The 14,206-nt window shown below is 59.1% G+C and carries 18 protein-coding genes, 2 tRNA genes and 1 pseudogene; 15 read left to right on the forward strand and 6 right to left on the reverse strand.

Features of this window, described 5'->3' with window-relative positions; all coding sequences use genetic code 11:
- Positions 1-366 precede the first annotated feature (366 nt).
- Positions 367-759, forward strand: a complete 393-nt coding sequence (locus AB0M30_RS30405) for a hypothetical protein (RefSeq protein ID WP_364590499.1) — start codon at positions 367-369, stop codon at positions 757-759.
- Between the two features lie 565 nt (positions 760-1,324).
- Here the strand turns inward: AB0M30_RS30405 and AB0M30_RS30410 are convergent.
- From AB0M30_RS30410 to AB0M30_RS30425, 4 genes are read right to left on the reverse strand one after another with little or no spacing between them, the layout of a single operon-like run.
- Positions 1,325-1,546, reverse strand: a complete 222-nt coding sequence (locus AB0M30_RS30410; protein ID WP_364590501.1) for a hypothetical protein — start codon at positions 1,544-1,546, stop codon at positions 1,325-1,327.
- Positions 1,543-1,734, reverse strand: a complete 192-nt coding sequence (locus AB0M30_RS30415) for a hypothetical protein (RefSeq protein WP_364590504.1) — start codon at positions 1,732-1,734, stop codon at positions 1,543-1,545. The genes AB0M30_RS30410 and AB0M30_RS30415 overlap by 4 nt, the downstream gene beginning before the upstream one ends.
- 8 nt (positions 1,735-1,742) lie before the next feature.
- Positions 1,743-2,120: a hypothetical protein gene (locus AB0M30_RS30420; protein ID WP_364590507.1), complete on the reverse strand. Its 378-nt coding sequence runs from the start codon at positions 2,118-2,120 to the stop codon at positions 1,743-1,745.
- Positions 2,117-2,482 carry a hypothetical protein gene (locus tag AB0M30_RS30425; RefSeq protein WP_364590510.1) on the reverse strand — a complete coding sequence of 122 codons (366 nt, stop codon included), beginning with the start codon at positions 2,480-2,482 and terminating at the stop codon, positions 2,117-2,119. Before AB0M30_RS30425 ends, AB0M30_RS30420 begins: the two co-directional genes overlap by 4 nt.
- A gap of 255 nt (positions 2,483-2,737) precedes the next feature.
- Between AB0M30_RS30425 and AB0M30_RS30430 the strand changes: the two genes are divergently transcribed.
- From AB0M30_RS30430 to AB0M30_RS30440, 3 genes are read left to right on the forward strand one after another with little or no spacing between them, the layout of a single operon-like run.
- A complete protein-coding gene (locus AB0M30_RS30430) occupies positions 2,738-3,946 on the forward strand; it encodes a helix-turn-helix transcriptional regulator (RefSeq protein ID WP_364590512.1) in 1,209 nt (402 codons plus the stop codon).
- A 5-nt stretch (positions 3,947-3,951) separates the two neighbouring features.
- Positions 3,952-4,569: a hypothetical protein gene (locus AB0M30_RS30435; protein ID WP_364590515.1), complete on the forward strand. Its 618-nt coding sequence runs from the start codon at positions 3,952-3,954 to the stop codon at positions 4,567-4,569.
- Positions 4,538-5,236, forward strand: a complete 699-nt coding sequence (locus AB0M30_RS30440; RefSeq protein WP_364590518.1) for a hypothetical protein — start codon at positions 4,538-4,540, stop codon at positions 5,234-5,236. The genes AB0M30_RS30435 and AB0M30_RS30440 overlap by 32 nt, the downstream gene beginning before the upstream one ends.
- On the opposite strand, the gene AB0M30_RS30445 is transcribed toward AB0M30_RS30440, so the two are convergent.
- A complete protein-coding gene (locus AB0M30_RS30445) occupies positions 5,218-6,144 on the reverse strand; it encodes a hypothetical protein (protein WP_364590521.1) in 927 nt (308 codons plus the stop codon). The genes AB0M30_RS30440 and AB0M30_RS30445 overlap by 19 nt on opposite strands.
- A gap of 140 nt (positions 6,145-6,284) precedes the next feature.
- On the opposite strand from AB0M30_RS30445, the gene AB0M30_RS30450 reads away from it, so the two are divergent.
- The 10 genes and pseudogenes from AB0M30_RS30450 to AB0M30_RS30495 all read left to right on the forward strand — a co-directional run.
- On the forward strand, positions 6,285-6,596 hold the full coding sequence (locus AB0M30_RS30450; RefSeq protein WP_364590524.1) for a hypothetical protein: 312 nt from the start codon (positions 6,285-6,287) through the stop codon (positions 6,594-6,596).
- Positions 6,587-6,850, forward strand: coding sequence for a hypothetical protein (locus AB0M30_RS30455; RefSeq protein ID WP_364590526.1), 264 nt, complete (start codon positions 6,587-6,589; stop codon positions 6,848-6,850). Before AB0M30_RS30450 ends, AB0M30_RS30455 begins: the two co-directional genes overlap by 10 nt.
- Positions 6,851-6,959: 109 nt before the next feature.
- Positions 6,960-7,253 carry a hypothetical protein gene (locus AB0M30_RS30460; RefSeq protein ID WP_364590529.1) on the forward strand — a complete coding sequence of 98 codons (294 nt, stop codon included), beginning with the start codon at positions 6,960-6,962 and terminating at the stop codon, positions 7,251-7,253.
- Positions 7,250-7,429 (forward strand): hypothetical protein, encoded by a 180-nt coding sequence (locus tag AB0M30_RS30465; RefSeq protein ID WP_364590532.1) that lies wholly within the window; start codon positions 7,250-7,252, stop codon positions 7,427-7,429. Before AB0M30_RS30460 ends, AB0M30_RS30465 begins: the two co-directional genes overlap by 4 nt.
- Before the next feature lie 250 nt (positions 7,430-7,679).
- Positions 7,680-7,853 (forward strand): hypothetical protein, encoded by a 174-nt coding sequence (locus tag AB0M30_RS30470; RefSeq protein WP_364590535.1) that lies wholly within the window; start codon positions 7,680-7,682, stop codon positions 7,851-7,853.
- Entirely contained in the window at positions 7,850-10,138 is a 2,289-nt protein-coding gene (locus AB0M30_RS30475; protein ID WP_364590538.1) for a type IV secretory system conjugative DNA transfer family protein, read from the forward strand. Before AB0M30_RS30470 ends, AB0M30_RS30475 begins: the two co-directional genes overlap by 4 nt.
- Before the next feature lie 130 nt (positions 10,139-10,268).
- Positions 10,269-11,087: a replication-relaxation family protein gene (locus AB0M30_RS30480; RefSeq protein WP_364590541.1), complete on the forward strand. Its 819-nt coding sequence runs from the start codon at positions 10,269-10,271 to the stop codon at positions 11,085-11,087.
- An 84-nt stretch (positions 11,088-11,171) separates the two neighbouring features.
- The gene (locus tag AB0M30_RS30485) at positions 11,172-11,540 is read left to right on the forward strand and encodes a helix-turn-helix transcriptional regulator (protein ID WP_364590544.1); all 369 of its coding nucleotides are present in this window, start codon (positions 11,172-11,174) and stop codon (positions 11,538-11,540) included.
- A 17-nt stretch (positions 11,541-11,557) separates the two neighbouring features.
- The gene (locus AB0M30_RS30490; protein ID WP_364590547.1) at positions 11,558-12,184 is read left to right on the forward strand and encodes an ImmA/IrrE family metallo-endopeptidase; all 627 of its coding nucleotides are present in this window, start codon (positions 11,558-11,560) and stop codon (positions 12,182-12,184) included.
- Between the two features lie 19 nt (positions 12,185-12,203).
- Positions 12,204-13,256: pseudogene (locus tag AB0M30_RS30495) on the forward strand (recombinase family protein); the annotation flags it as partial.
- A 715-nt stretch (positions 13,257-13,971) separates the two neighbouring features.
- On the opposite strand, the gene AB0M30_RS30500 reads toward AB0M30_RS30495, so the two are convergent.
- Positions 13,972-14,048 (reverse strand) — tRNA-Pro (locus tag AB0M30_RS30500).
- Between the two features lie 80 nt (positions 14,049-14,128).
- On the opposite strand from AB0M30_RS30500, the gene AB0M30_RS30505 reads away from it, so the two are divergent.
- Positions 14,129-14,202: transfer RNA gene (locus tag AB0M30_RS30505), tRNA-Gly, on the forward strand.
- Positions 14,203-14,206 lie beyond the last annotated feature (4 nt).

Here is a 14,206-nt window from a genome sequence, read left to right on the forward strand (position 1 = left end):
AGGACCGGAGCGTGCGGACGGTGCGACGCGGAGCGCGGAAGCGTCGGCTAGTCGACCTCATAACCGAGGAGCAACTACGGCAGATAGTCGCTGGCGTTGAGAGCCGGACCTTCACACGGGCGCAACTGGCTGAGCAGTACGGCGTGAGCCTGAGCAGCATTGGGCGGCTATTGCGCAGGTATCGAGAAGAACACTGACGCACACGAAAGCGGCCCGGTCATTAGTTGACCGGCCGCTTTGTCATCTTTTTGTCCGTAACGGTGCCGGTACCTGCACCGACTCCGTCTTATGGCAAGTCTCTAGGATGGTGAGGATGGGAAGCTAATGACAAACCGCATTCGACGCATGTTGGCCACTGGCGCAGTCATGACCGGAGTCTTGTTCGCGGGACAGGCCGTTGTCGCTACGCCCATGGCGTCGGCGAGCGCGAGCAACTGTCCGGCGCGGCCTGCTTTCTGGGACGGGACAGTCGGGAATTATTGCGTGATTGTCTTCGGTTCGGGACTGAAGGTCGATGAGGTCTACGGGACATTTACAAACCTCGTTCGGCCTGTCTGCAACTGGAACATCACGGCCGAGTTTTTCGACATCAACTACAAGTGGTACCGAACCTTCAGCGGGGCCGTACATTCGGGATGTTCTCGACACAGTTCGACATCCGTCTACCCGCGCTACACGGCCAAGAACGGCTACATGTGCAGCACGCTGAAAGACAACGGGAACCGCCTGACGAGCTATTGCTTCAGAATCAAGGCTTGAGCAACGCGGCGGTTATTTCCGCTTGCGGCGTGCCCGAAAGATGACCCAAGCAATCAGCACAACCAGCGGTGGCGTGACGGCAATGAGGAGTGAATATGACTGTATGAAATTCTTCATTGCCCACATATTAGCACATCATATTTCGCAATGTGAAATTACGGCGCTGAAATGGCCCAACGTTATTGGTCGTCAAGCCGTCGCAACCCCTCAAGGATGCGCTGCATAAGTTCTTCGTCAGGAGTTGGACGACGGGCGCGCGGACATGGACTCGGTTTACGGACGTAGCCGCGTACTCGTCGTGGCATGGGCAGATAGCCGGAAAAGTGGCCGTCCTGCATTGGGTCGGGCGGGAGCGGCGCGCGTGCTACTCGTGGCATTTCGTGCGTGTCTTCGATGGCGAGTTCGTGTTCTGCCCGCCTGCGCGTGCCGGACACTGACCGCTCCGGATAGCGCCGCAAGAACTTCGCACGCTGTCGCCTACTTCGGTGTTCGCTGTATATCCAGACAAGCACCGCTATTGTCGGCACGGCGATAACCACACACGAGAAGACCGCCCAGACGACCATTAGGGCGGCGGTTCTTTGAGGGCATGCCGACCGTCTGATTCTTCGTCAGGCATCTTGTCGGCATACAGCTTGAGTACGTCGGCCAGTACGAGGAGCAAGCTATTGGTCTCAAGTAATTCTTGCTTCGTCGCCATGCCGTGCTTGAACCGCTCGGTGACCATTCGCAGGTTGGTCACGGCTTGGTCCATGCGACCGACGATGCTGCTGCGCTGTTCGCTCACGCCTTGGCGTCCTTTTCCTGCACGTCGGCATGCTCGCGTAGCAAGCCCGCTAGTTCTTCGAGAAGACCAGCGTATTCGCGTTGCTTGTCGGGCGATACCTGGTCGAGCATCAGCGCGTTTGCGATACCGTCCGCGTGCGTTGTCACAGCCTTGAGGGCGTCAATAAGCTCTTTGGTGTTTTGGTTCATAGCTCCTGCTAGGCGCTGAGCGGCGGCGGGTCGTGGGGCGGTTCTGGTCGGGGCTGACGCTGGTAGTCGGCGAACCGCTGGCTGAACCGGTGTGCCAACGTCCGCACCTCATAGAGCAAGCCCGTAAAAAGCGCCAACTCATCAGACCCGGCGAGCGTGGCATCTGCCAGTCGGGGAGAGATATCGACGACAGGTGCAGACGGGTTTTCTTGTTCGTCGTACATGTACGCATGTACGCGCAGGACATTCGATAGCTCAGCCAGTGCACCAACATATTGCAGCTCGGTCTTCACTGAGCGCCTGCCGCGTTCAATGTCTGACGCGAGTAGTTCGGTACCCCGACTGACGGCCCGCAGGTGCTTGACGATATCGGCCGTGCTGGTCATTCAATGACCGTCCGAAGTCGCATGGCCAGCACCCGCGCCCGGGCCGCGAAACTCAGCTGTTCGAGCATGAGTTCTTGCAAGATGGCGTTATGGGCAAGGTGGCGAAGACTCGGGACAACGACATAGTGCACGTCGGCGCGCACCAGCTCGGCCACTAACTCGTCAAAGGCTTCGCGTGAGCCACAGTTAAACTCAAAGAAGAACCCAGCGAAGAACAGGCCGTGCGTCTCGGCATAGGCGACTACTTCTTGTTCGAGCTGGTGTACCTGCTCGTCCGCCACATCACACGGCACGCGCATGTAGCCGTAGGCACGCGGGAGCGGCACGGCCGCCGCTTCCGCCTGGTCGAGTACCGCCGTCATGGTTCCTGCCCTGGTGCTGGTCGTCCTTGGCGGCGTCCGGGGGTCCAGTGAAGTCACTGGCACGACTGGAGGACTGGTCGAGCCGTGCGCCGCGCTGTCCGGTCTCAACGTCGGCGACCGCCCCGAACGCCGTTGTTGACCTTGGTTGACCTGCCGCGATTACACCAGGTAATCAACCGGGCGAGCAGCGGGAGCAAACCGGGACTTGGTACCCTTGACCTGGGCAAACGGCACCGGAGACGGAGGGGGGTGAAGATGGCCAACAAGCGGCACGGCCTAGTCCGCGCGCGCAAGGCGGCAGGCTTCACCCAAGAAACCCTTGCCGAACAGTTCGGTATCGACCCCACGTCTGTTCGCAACTGGGAAAGTGGCCGCTCGGAACCGAGCGCCCACCGACGCGCCAAACTGTCGAAACTCCTGCGGGTGACTCCGGCCCGGCTTGAAGAACTGCTCCTCAACCAGCCGTTGACGCTGCCGGGTGCGGAAGCGCCCGCCCCGCCGTCTGACTTGGTTATCGCCAGCAGTGTGCCGAACGGCGAAAGTCGGCTGGACGCTACGTATGTCGAAAGCCTGCATGCGCGTATTCAGGAACTGGTACGCATGGATATGCAGTTTGGCGGCGACCACAGTGCAGGCATTGCGCTCAAGCTGTTTCAGTCCGTCCACCGCAAGCTCGGCAACGTCGAGTGCGACCCGGCCATAGAAGCCGACTTGTATTCAGCGGCCGGCGAGCTGGGGGAGTTGGCCGGGTGGCTGCTGTTCGACGCGGGCAAACATGAGCTAGTGCGGCGCGTCAACAATGAAGCCTTGAACTTGCTACGCATGGCGGGCGACCGCAGTACGGAAGTCCTGACGCTGCAAAACATGTCTATGCATGCCGGGCACTTGAAACGGCCGGGTGAAGCCTTGCGCCTGTCGCAAATGGTGCTCGACCAACACAAGCTATCTCCGCGACTCCGGGCCTTGTTCCTGACGCGCAAGGCACGCGCCTTTGCGCTCGGCGGTGATGATGACAACGCCAAACGGACGTTTGACCAAGCGCACTCGCTGTACCTCGACGGCGTCCGCGATGATGACCCGGCATGGGCCTGGTGGGTCAACGACCAGGAGATAACGTGGCATGAGGCCATGATTTACGGCGATATTGGCGACTGGCACCGGGCTGTCGACACCTTTCAGGAATCGGTCGACCTGACGCCTGCCGACGAAATCCGCCGCCGCTACAACCACACAGCGTCTCTGCTAGAGGCACAAACCGAAGCCCACGCATGGGCCGACATGCCGACGACGCTAGAGCAGCTTATGCCCTACGTGGACGAAGTCGGCTCGACGCGTACGGCCACCACGTTACTCAAGACCTTGCCGAAGATTGAAACGTCGGCGACCGCGCCGCGTGATGTGCGCGAGAGTGCCACGGAACTAAAAAGCCTGCTGGTCGGCGCAGGCTATGACGCGGGCGAGTAGTCGCCATGAATTACCAGGAAATCGACCGGGGGCCGTTGTGGACGGGACGGCTGTATTTGCCACGGGCGCACGACCCGGCGGACGTGCAAGCGATAGTCAATGATTTAGTAGCTCAGACGCTGACAACCGTAGCCGGATACTACGCGTCGAATCCGCCCAGTTTTACGCTGTTGCGCTGGCCGGAAAAGCGCCCCGGCTACTTGCCCGCCCCGTCGGATGGCGCGTGCGTACTCATGCTCGGGAAGTTGGGCGAGCGATTAGATGCGGTCAAGGTGGAATACGACATAGTGCCACCCGGACGGCTGCACGTTCTCTTGGGTCGCAAAATGAACGGCTACGGTGACGGAGAACTCGCGCCATTAGACGCGTACCGCGCCGACACGGCGGACTACGTGACTTTTGAGGCGCATATGATTACGGCCCGCGTTTCAATGCGCCGCGGCCTGATGTCATATGACGAACCGGCCGTGATTAATGAGGCCAATATTGAAGATGAGCCGCTTATACATGCGGCGGCCGACCGGACGCAACAACACCATTACGCAATTGAATTTGGTGCGACAAGCAGCCGGCCATCTGAGGTCGTGCTTTATGAGACTGAGTGGGCGCGGCGGGCGAACTGAGCTGACTTATTGCGTTTTAGGCAAATTTGTTATTAACTGCTATCAGTTTATGGTAGAGATTCAGCCTGGTGAACCTAGTGTCGAGCTAACTGGACTACTCCTTACGGGAGACGGCCTGGTCGACATGCCGGAAGATCGTCGTGCAATGTTGCGAGATATGGTCGGTGCTCTAGGGCTTCGTATGACAGAGGTAACTACCGCCGACTCGATAGGGCCTGTGCCTCACGAGTCAGATGAAATATTAGAGGATGACTCTCGTATTGTAGACATGTCTGGGTTGTCTCTCGAAGAAATTATCGAGCTACATGAACTGGTCGAACAAGAGAACGCACGCTCTGAGTCCAACTTACACGTAGACCTTTGGGAGGGTGTTCGACTTGGAATGGTTCGCGTCATCAAAGGCGATCCGGATAAGGCGATAGCAGTAGTCAAGACTATGGCCAGTTCCGATGAGCCTAAAATACGTGATTGGACTACGATTTATATTAGACACCTGATGCAGGCTCGCGCTGAAGTCGCTATGCAAATTTGGTCAGGCATACTCAAGGACCCTGACGAAGACGTCCGCAAAGAGGCTTATCGTGCGATTCCCGAAGCGCATGAAAAAGGTGATATTACCATCAATCAAGTATCACAACTGCTGCTCCATTATGAGGAACGTAAATAGTCGTCACGCTCACCCAGTTTCTTCGCGTAGAGTTGCCACGCTAGAGACGCAACAATCTTTGGCTCAATTTCTCCCCTGAAATGGCGCTCGCTCATCGATGATTCTTCACGCTTGCCGGTCGTGGTTGTTGCTCTGTTGCCGGGTATGGTCAGAGCGGCTCCTTCTCGGCGACGGGTCAGTGTAGAACCTTTATAGCCAGGAGCACAGGCAAAAAGAATGCGCGCAGCGTCTCGCCATTTATCTACAGTGAAGTGGTTGATTTCGTGAGTTAGGAAGGTATTGAGTCTTGCAGCGGGACCTAAAGGGTGTGGCCCGTCAAATAACTCTGCCAATACTTCCTCGTCAGGCAGAAGGCCCACCAAATCCGCCGTGGCAAACTGAGGGCCAACGGGCAAGCCATCCTTAAGAACCTGCTTGAGTTCTTGCTCGATACTCGCGATCTCCGGCAACGGAGATGGCCCATAGTCGGGCGCGCCCTCGCACAGGTAGCCAACTAGCGTCTCAAAAACTTCCTTGTACACCAGTTCACGGATTTCCTCTCGGCTCGTTTGAAGCTTCGAGTCAGCTACTCTGTGCCTTTTGTCAGGGTAAATTGTTGCAGTCTCATAAGTAAGTCCGAAGTAGCTCATAGCCCACCGATACTCAAAGCCTTTTAGCTCCTCGATTACAAGTATGAGTAGCCAGAATAACGCTCGTTCCGGAGTATCGCTAGCTCTGAGCATTATTCGAAATGTGGGCAGGTGAAAACAAATTTCTGGTACCACAAACGGATCGTCGTTGGGAGTTTCTCTATGACCCCAACCGTATTCACTGATTTGAACGCTGTGTCGCCACCCTTCGGCGGCATAGTGCAAAGCATCCGTAACCCAGCCCTCAAGATTGCGGCGCGAGTGCCAAGCTACCGCCATGACTAGCCCCTTATGTCCACTTTGTCTGATATTTGCCCACTAAACCTCCACGATATGACCTGCCAAACAGCCACTGCAAGACCTCAAACTCCCTGGTGACGGAAGCGCACAAGCTCTTCCGAGACTGAGGAGAACTGATCATGTCCAACATCGAACCGTGGCGGGGTTCGCCGGTCGCGAAGCGCAGCTTGCGGAGCCGTGCCATCGTGCGGGCGACGGAACACGAGGTGCTGGCCGAACAGGGCCGGGCCATTGAGGCAGCTACGCGCATCCGCTGCACGGCCGCGCTCGGCGACGAGCTGATGACCGCCGTGGACCGCCTCCGGCGGCACGAGGCCCGCTCAGCATCCGAGGACCCGATCGTCGCCGACGAGTACGCGGCTATCCGCCGGGCGGTCGTCGCCTGCGGTATCGACGAGATCGCACGATACGGGCAACGCCCATGGACGTGATGACCTACGTGCTCGGCGTGCTGGCCGCGTTCGGCGTGCCGCTGCTCATCGTGGTGGTGGTCGAGTGGTGGAACGCGGAAACGCCGCCGTCGGAAATCTCGACGGAGATTGAGGCTATGGAATCCGCGGCGCGCATCCGTTCCATGACCAATGCCGCCGAAGACCACATGGACGTCTTTATCCAAGAACGGCGACGGGCCGCCACTGGCGAGCCGATTACGGATTCACTCGACGAATGGGAGCGGCCGTGGTGAGTGTCGGCGTCGTGGTGCTGGTGGCACTGGGCGCATTTCTGGCCGGCCGTCTGTGGCAGTGGTGCCGCGACGCGCGGGCCGTCATCCGCAACAACATGAAGGGCAAGCGATGAACGAGAACTACACGGAGGTCGATAAGGACGGCATCACGAGCGACATGCCGGTGAAGCTGCGCCGCCTGTCCAAGCTCCTCACGGAGACACTGACGCGGCTGGAGACGGTCGAGAGCATGCAGGCCGTGACGGTCGGCGAACAGACGGAGCTGGGCGAACGGCTGGCCGCGCTCGCGGAACGGCTGCGCATGGTCGTGGTCCGACGCTGCACCTGTATGACGTCGCCGACGACGGGCAGCGAGGACGCGTTCAGCAACTCGACCGCGCACGAGGAATACCGGTCGCGATGACGCGCCCGCAGAAGAACGGCAAGGCGGCTGCCGTGCGCGCCGCCGTTGTTGTCATCGTGTTGGGCTTCTTTGGGAGCAGCATTGCCGACACGCTGCGGCCGTTCGCGGCCGTGCTGCTCGGCTTCTTGGCTGTGGCCGTATTGTACGGGCTCGCGGCTCGGCGATTCTGGAAATAATACAGCACTTTTTCGCGGGCACTTCGTCTGCGGTAATGCCCTACCGTTCGGTGTTGTGAAAGCCGCTAATGTTCTTGGCACTTTATTTTTCGCAGCGCACAGTTAGTAACCCAAGCGCGGGCCGCGTTGTGCATTTGACGCGGCCATTGCGCTTGACTGTTGCGTTCGCGCAACATACAACAATAGGTAGGGTTGTTGCGTTTGCGCAACACATGTGCCCCGTTTAGTGGAAGGTAAGAGGAGGTGAGCAATGGCCGAACAGCAGTGGCGAATACGAGTTCGCGGCAAGCAGCGTGACCCAATCGTGGTCGAACTGCTGATAGCGGCCGTCATGGAACTGGCCGAACAGTTGCGCGCCGAACAGGCGTTAGCCGCCTTACATGAGGAAGCGGCATCAGGAAGCGATAGGGAAGGTAAGCAATGACGGCGCTCATTTTCTGCTTCATCTTGGCTCTGGTGCCGCTTGCGGTGTTAGTCAGCATGCGTTTTTCGGATGCACGCAAGTGGCAAAACTCATTGGTCGCCTACCGCATCCAACCGCCGGCCACCTTGAATGCTAATGACGTAGCGGCTTGGCTGGCGGCCATTCAGGCGCAAACGCATCCGTCGTGGCTGAGCCTCTTTCTTAAACCGCCTATTTGTGTCGAGGTAGTCAGTCGGCGCGACGGCCTGAGCTTCTACGTGTTGGCGTCTCGTGAGCAGTCGGCCGCGCTGCTTTCCAGTTTGCGCGGTGCTCTGCATGGCGTGCGGATTTCGGAAGCGCCTGAGTATCTCACCACCCGGCCAAACTGGCAGTTAGCCGCCGAAGCCACCATGACTAATCCCGAACGCCCCCTTGCGCCCGCGCGAGCCGAGATCACTAATGCTGCGCTACTAGCCGCCTTGCAACCGGTCATCGGTGAGAATACCGAAATCCGGCTGCAATGGATTCTCGTTAGTGCCGGGACGCCTTCGCCCGTGCGGTCGGCCCCGAGTAGTGGTGCACCGTCAAGTTGGGCGTTTGAGCGCACGTTGCCAGAGGACGCCGAAGCCGTACAAGCGGCACGCGTCAAGATTAAAGACCCGCTGCTGTATGGCGTGGCGCGCATTGGTGTGGCAACCGAGAATGACGCGCAAGCCCGCGCACTCTTTGGCCGCGTATGGAACACGCTGCACGGCATGAACGCCCCGGGTGTCCGTATTCGCCGCCGTGTCTTACCCTCCGACCTCGTTATTGAACGGCTTACCCGGCGCAGTTACCCGCTCGGCAAATGGCCGTTGACTGTCTCGACGACCGAAGGCGCGGGACTGCTTGGCCTGCCGATTACGGACGTGGCCTTGCCTGGTCTGAGTCTCGGGAGTGCGCGCCAACTACCCGCGCCGCCGCACCTGCCGACACGTGGGCAAATTATCGGCATGTCGAACTATCCCGGTATGACAGAGCGTCCGTTAGCTTTGACTCCCGAAGACCGGACACGGCATAGCTATATTGTCGGTCCGTCTGGCTCGGGAAAGTCGGTGCTCCTGACTCGCCTTATTGTGAGTGACATTCAAAGTGGTTACGGCGTCTTCGCGGTCGACCCGAAAGGCGACCTGATTAGCGGCGTACTGGAACGGCTGACGCCCAAGCAGGCAGAGAACGTCATTGTGTTGGACGCCAGCAAGCGGAGTCTTCCGGTGGGCCTGAATGTGCTAGGCCATGCCGGTACAGAGGAAGCCCGCGAACTGGCCGTTGATAACGTGCTGCATACCTTCCGCGAAATCTGGTCGTCGTTCTGGGGGCCGCGTACCGACCAAGTATTACGCTCGGCCTTGACTGCTCTCGTGCATGTGCCTGCTCGCGATGGTTCCGCTATGACTATTTGCGAAGTCGTGCCGCTGCTGACTAATCCGCAGTTCCGTACGTATGTTACTGAACACCCCGCATTGCCGCAGCAGTTGCGCAGCTATTGGCAGCGCTTCGGCCGGCTGTCAGACAACGAAATGGCCCAGTATGTCGGCCCGGTACTGAATAAGGTAGAGGCATTCACGCAACGGGTACCGATTCGCCTCATGCTCGGCCAGTCGAACGGCGTCGACTTCACCGCCATATTCCGTGAGCGGAAAACGGTACTCGTCAACCTGGCAAAGGGCGAGTTAGGTACTGAAACGGGTAATTTGCTCGGCGCGCTCGTGATTTCGGAACTGTGGAAAGCTACGGTCGGCCGTATCAAAGTTTCGCCTGAAAAGCGACGCCCGTGCTTTGCCTATGTCGACGAGGCGCAAGACATTGTGCGCCTGCCGCTGGCTATTGCTGATATGCTGGCGCAAGCCCGTGGTTTCAAGGTCGGCTTTACGTTGGCCAACCAATATATAGCTCAGTTGCCGGAAACCGTGCGAGCCGCCGTACTCGGCACCGTCCGTACCCAAATCGCCTTCGCGGTCGAACACGAAGACGCGCAACTCCTTGAAAAGCGCTTCGGTCCGCTGACAGCCGACGACTTGACCGGACTGGCAGCCTTTGAGTTCGCGATGCGCCCCTGTGTCGACGCGCGCACGCTGGCCCCGGTGACGGGCACCAGCTTGCCGCTCAGCGAGCCGCTGACAGACGCGGCGGCGGTGGCCACGCAGAGCCGCCAGCGGCACGGCATGACCCGGGCTGACGTAGAGGCCGGACTTACGGCGCGGGTCGAGCTGGACGGCGACGACGTACCGGCGTTCGGTCGTCGCCAGCGAGGAGGTTCAGCATGAGCCGTGTTGTCGTCACTGTTGGTGTCGGCGTTGGTGTCGCTCGGAACCTCAGTTGGGTGTTTCCCCTGGTCGGGGCCATGCCGGCCGAGTTAGCGCCACGGACACTCCGTGTTACCCCCGGAGGTTCACGATGAGCGGCGGTTCCCGTCCGGCCCGTGTCCGGCAAGCTCACCTCGACTGGCTGGCCGAACGTCTGTCACCCCGGGACCAGGCCATCCTTCTTGACCTTGGCCGTGTTCGTCTGCTGACCAGCTCGCAGCTGGAACGGATACACTTTGTTGAATTGTCTGGGCGAAGTCGTGCCGTAGTGCGGGCGCGCGTGCTTAAGCGATTAGTTGACTGGCGGGTGATTGTTTCCCTGCCGCGCCGAGTCGGCGGTTTGGCGGGCGGCGGTTCTTCAGAGGCCGTATTCGCCCTTGATTCGGCCGGACAGCGCCTGTATCGGCAGTGGGCGGCTGAAACTATGCCCGAGCGGGTGCGGCGGCCGTCGCTGCCATCTGAGCGGTTCGTTTCGCATGTGCTGACGGTGGCGGAACTGTATGTGCAGGCGGTGGAGGCGTCGCGGGCCGGAATGCTCACGCTTGACCACTTTGCGGCCGAGCCGGACGCATGGGTGCATGACGGACTGGGCGGCTGGCTGAAACCTGACGCCGTATTGGTGGTTCATTCGGCCGCTGCCGAGGATTCGTGGTGGATAGAGGTAGATAAGGCCACTGAGCATGTGCCGACGCTGAGGCGCAAGCTCAGCGTGTATCTGGATTTCGTGCGGCGTGGCCAGCTCGGGCCTGGTGGCGTAGTACCGCGCGTGCTGTTGACGGTGCCGTCTGCTGTTCGGCTCGACGCATTGCGAGACGTAATCGCGCATTTGCCAGAACCGGCCAGCAAGTTATTTGTGCCAGTCCTTGAGGAACGCGCTATTCCAACGGTCGCAGAAGTCCTCTTGGAATGATGACAATTCCGCGACATTTCGACTGTTGCGCGAACGCAACGGTCTGTGCAATAATATAGGACAGAAAAGGAGGTGACGACAACTATGGCAAATGAAGAACCGGCCAATACGAGGTCAAAAAAGACGTTGGCGCAGGTAGTGCGCGCGGCGCGTGAGGCGGCAGGCTTATCGGTACGCCAACTTGGCCCGCTGGTGGGCGTAAATGCATCGGCGATTTCCCGCATTGAATCGGGCGAGTCGGCGCGGCCGAGTGCGGAACTCCTCCAAAACATCGCGGAAGTTCTGGAGATTGACCCGAGCGAGCTACTTATCTTCGTGGGTATCAAGCCGAGCAATGTGCTGCCCAAACCGCGCGCGTATTTCCGGCGGGCGTACGGCATGACTGATGAGGAAGCGGCGGCGGCCGAAAAGCTGATTGCCGAGATGCGAGCTAACCGTAAGCAAGACGAGTAAACGAAAGGAGAAACCCTATGACTAACCCATTAAGCACCGTTGTACGGGAGTTGCGCGCGCTGACGCCTAGTTACCCGCTCGCAGATTATCAGGCGGAAAGCCTGGCCGAACGCCAAGCGACCAAGCTGCTAGAGCTGCTGGAAATTACTAAAGCGCCGGTTGACGTAAGCCGTGTGGCGGAATTGCCGCGACTCGAAGTTGTGGTGCGAACGCGCCAACAAATCGGTGGACTGTCGGGTCTTACTGAATGGTCTAAAGGGCGATGGCTGATTGCAATCAACCGTGACGAGAGCGGGACGCGTCGGCGCTTCACCTTGGCTCATGAGCTAAAGCACATTCTTGACCACCCGTTTATGCGCGTGCTGTACGTCGACGAGCGTGGAAATATCGACGACCAACGCGTCGAAAGCATGTGCGATTACTTCGCTGCCTGTGTCCTTATGCCGCGTACGTGGGTCAAAAAGGCGTGGACCACGGTTACTCAGGACCAAACCGAGTTGGCTGCCCTGTTTCGTGTGTCGCCTGCTGCTATGTCACGTCGGCTTATGCACCTCGGTTTGACCGAGCCACGGTTTCCGATGCGTGGTCATGAATCAGTGGCGCGTTACTTCCGTTCTGGTGTTGAACTGCCGGTAGCCTGCTAGACAGAAAGGAGACGAGGTGGTGGAATCCAAACAAGACGAGCCGGTTGCTTGGGGTGTAACGCTGCTGCGGGTTAGTTCCAAACGGCAACTTGATACAGCGGCCGACGTTGACCCTGACGGCAACTCGATTAACACGCAACGCGAGTTCTGCGGCAACAAAGCCAAAAGCATGCGTGTGCCGATTGCGAAAGAATTTGTTGAGCCTGCTACGTCCGCTTCACGACTCGAAATCACGAAACGGAAGGTGTTTCAAGAACTGCTGCGCTACCTCAAAGAACACCCCGAAGTAAAATATGTGTTCATTTACATGCGTTCGCGGGCCTTCCGTAACTATCTTGAGGCGGGCATTACCGAACGCATGCTGCTGAACCGTGGCGTTAAGCTGATATCTGCCCGCGAGGAGTTCGGCGACGGCATCATGGCGGACGCTATGAAGGCCGTTACGGACATCATGAACGAGGTGCAGGTTAAACTCAATGGCCAAGATATCTCAATTAAGATGCACAACAAAGTGAAGAACGGCGGCACGGTCGGCCTGGCGACGCTTGGTTACACCAATGCGCGGGTTGAGTTTGAGGGCCGTAAGATTAATTCGATCGTCCTTGACCCGGTTCGCGCACCACTCGTGCTCAAGACATTCGAGTTGTTCGGCACCGGAAGGTATACGCTGGATGACCTTGAGGAAATCGTTAGTGACCTCGGCTTGCGAGCGCCGGGGCGAACTAAGCCAATCAGTCGTGAAACCCTGCATCGCATCTTGCGTAACCCCTATTACACGGGGCACGTCATCTATAAGGGCATCGAGTACGAGGGGCGGCATGAGCCACTGGTGAGCGAGGAACTGTTCAACCGCGTACAGCGCGTTTTGGATGCACACTCCGGCAGTGGCACTCGGGAGCGCCAGCATCCGCACTTCCTAAAAGGCTTGGTGTGGTGCGGTCGTTGCAAGCACCGCTTTACGATTATCCCGGCTCGGGGTAATGGCGGCACCTACTATTACTTCTTGTGCCGGGGACGACAAGATAAGGTGTGCGACCAGCGGTACATTCCCGTTGAGGTAATGGAACAGGCGGTAGCACAGCATTACGTCTACGCGATAGACATACCGCGCGAGGTGCGCGACTCTATCTGCACCGGCGTCGACAACGCGGTTAAAGAGCAATACAAGCTCAGCGATGAGCTACGCGCTTCGTTTACCAAGCGCCTAGAGCAGTTGGACAAGAAAGAAAGCTACTTCCTCGACTTGGCTGCCGAGAACGACTGGCCGAAGCAAAAGCTACGCCAAAAGCTTGACAGTATACGCGAGGAGCGCGACAAGCTGACGCGCCAATTGGACACGGCCAGCAGTCAGCTTGAGACGGGACGGCAGATTGTCCTGACCGCGCTTGAGCTGCTGGACGACCCCGCCATTGCGTATGAGCGTGGTAACGAGTCGGTCAAGAGCATCATGAACCGTGCCATGTTCACGCGGCTCTACGTCGACGGCGACCGCGTGACCGGACAGGAGCTGCGCGAGCCGTTCGACGTGTTCGACGCGGCGTACACAATCTACCGCCGGACGCTGGCCGCGCCAGAGAGCGGACGACCTGACGGTGCCCCGGTCTACCGGCGCACTGGTGGCCCTGCGCCCGTCACGGAGGAGCTGAGCGCCAGCACGGCCGGGCTGGACGACCCCCAGACAGCAAGTAGGGCCGGTTCCCTTGCGGAAACCGGCCCTACCAGCGGTGTAACCCTGACCGAACTGCTTGCAACGTCCCTTGCGGTCCGTGGTGCAAGTAACCCGGTCCTGGTCGGGATGACAGGATTTGAACCTGCGACCCTCCGCTCCCAAAGCGGATGCGCTACCAAGCTGCGCCACATCCCGGGTCCACCCCCAGGGGGGTGTGTGATCAGCCTAGCGGGTCACGCTAAGCTAGCGACGCACCCGGGTACCTTCGGGGGCACGCGGGTGTAGCTCAATGGTAGAGCCCTAGTCTTCCAAACTAGCTACGCGGGTTCGATTCCCGTCACCCGCTCCACGAA

The sequence above is a fragment of the Amycolatopsis sp. NPDC051716 genome (genome assembly GCF_040681595.1).
In the GTDB taxonomy this organism is placed as follows: Bacteria; Actinomycetota; Actinomycetes; order Mycobacteriales; family Pseudonocardiaceae; genus Amycolatopsis.

Coding starts and splice junctions, on each gene's coding strand:
- AB0M30_RS30435 (WP_364590515.1), top strand. CDS start 3,952: ATGAATTACCAGGAAATCGACCGGGGGCCGTTGTGGACGGGACGGCTG.
- AB0M30_RS30440 (WP_364590518.1), top strand. CDS start 4,538: ATGAGACTGAGTGGGCGCGGCGGGCGAACTGAGCTGACTTATTGCGTT.
- AB0M30_RS30415 (WP_364590504.1), bottom strand. CDS start 1,734: ATGAACCAAAACACCAAAGAGCTTATTGACGCCCTCAAGGCTGTGACA.
- AB0M30_RS30470 (WP_364590535.1), top strand. CDS start 7,680: ATGGCCGAACAGCAGTGGCGAATACGAGTTCGCGGCAAGCAGCGTGAC.
- AB0M30_RS30455 (WP_364590526.1), top strand. CDS start 6,587: ATGGACGTGATGACCTACGTGCTCGGCGTGCTGGCCGCGTTCGGCGTG.
- AB0M30_RS30490 (WP_364590547.1), top strand. CDS start 11,558: ATGACTAACCCATTAAGCACCGTTGTACGGGAGTTGCGCGCGCTGACG.
- AB0M30_RS30420 (WP_364590507.1), bottom strand. CDS start 2,120: ATGACCAGCACGGCCGATATCGTCAAGCACCTGCGGGCCGTCAGTCGG.
- AB0M30_RS30465 (WP_364590532.1), top strand. CDS start 7,250: ATGACGCGCCCGCAGAAGAACGGCAAGGCGGCTGCCGTGCGCGCCGCC.
- AB0M30_RS30450 (WP_364590524.1), top strand. CDS start 6,285: ATGTCCAACATCGAACCGTGGCGGGGTTCGCCGGTCGCGAAGCGCAGC.
- AB0M30_RS30475 (WP_364590538.1), top strand. CDS start 7,850: ATGACGGCGCTCATTTTCTGCTTCATCTTGGCTCTGGTGCCGCTTGCG.
- AB0M30_RS30460 (WP_364590529.1), top strand. CDS start 6,960: ATGAACGAGAACTACACGGAGGTCGATAAGGACGGCATCACGAGCGAC.
- AB0M30_RS30430 (WP_364590512.1), top strand. CDS start 2,738: ATGGCCAACAAGCGGCACGGCCTAGTCCGCGCGCGCAAGGCGGCAGGC.
- AB0M30_RS30445 (WP_364590521.1), bottom strand. CDS start 6,144: ATGGCGGTAGCTTGGCACTCGCGCCGCAATCTTGAGGGCTGGGTTACG.
- AB0M30_RS30485 (WP_364590544.1), top strand. CDS start 11,172: ATGGCAAATGAAGAACCGGCCAATACGAGGTCAAAAAAGACGTTGGCG.
- AB0M30_RS30480 (WP_364590541.1), top strand. CDS start 10,269: ATGAGCGGCGGTTCCCGTCCGGCCCGTGTCCGGCAAGCTCACCTCGAC.
- AB0M30_RS30405 (WP_364590499.1), top strand. CDS start 367: ATGACCGGAGTCTTGTTCGCGGGACAGGCCGTTGTCGCTACGCCCATG.
- AB0M30_RS30425 (WP_364590510.1), bottom strand. CDS start 2,482: ATGACGGCGGTACTCGACCAGGCGGAAGCGGCGGCCGTGCCGCTCCCG.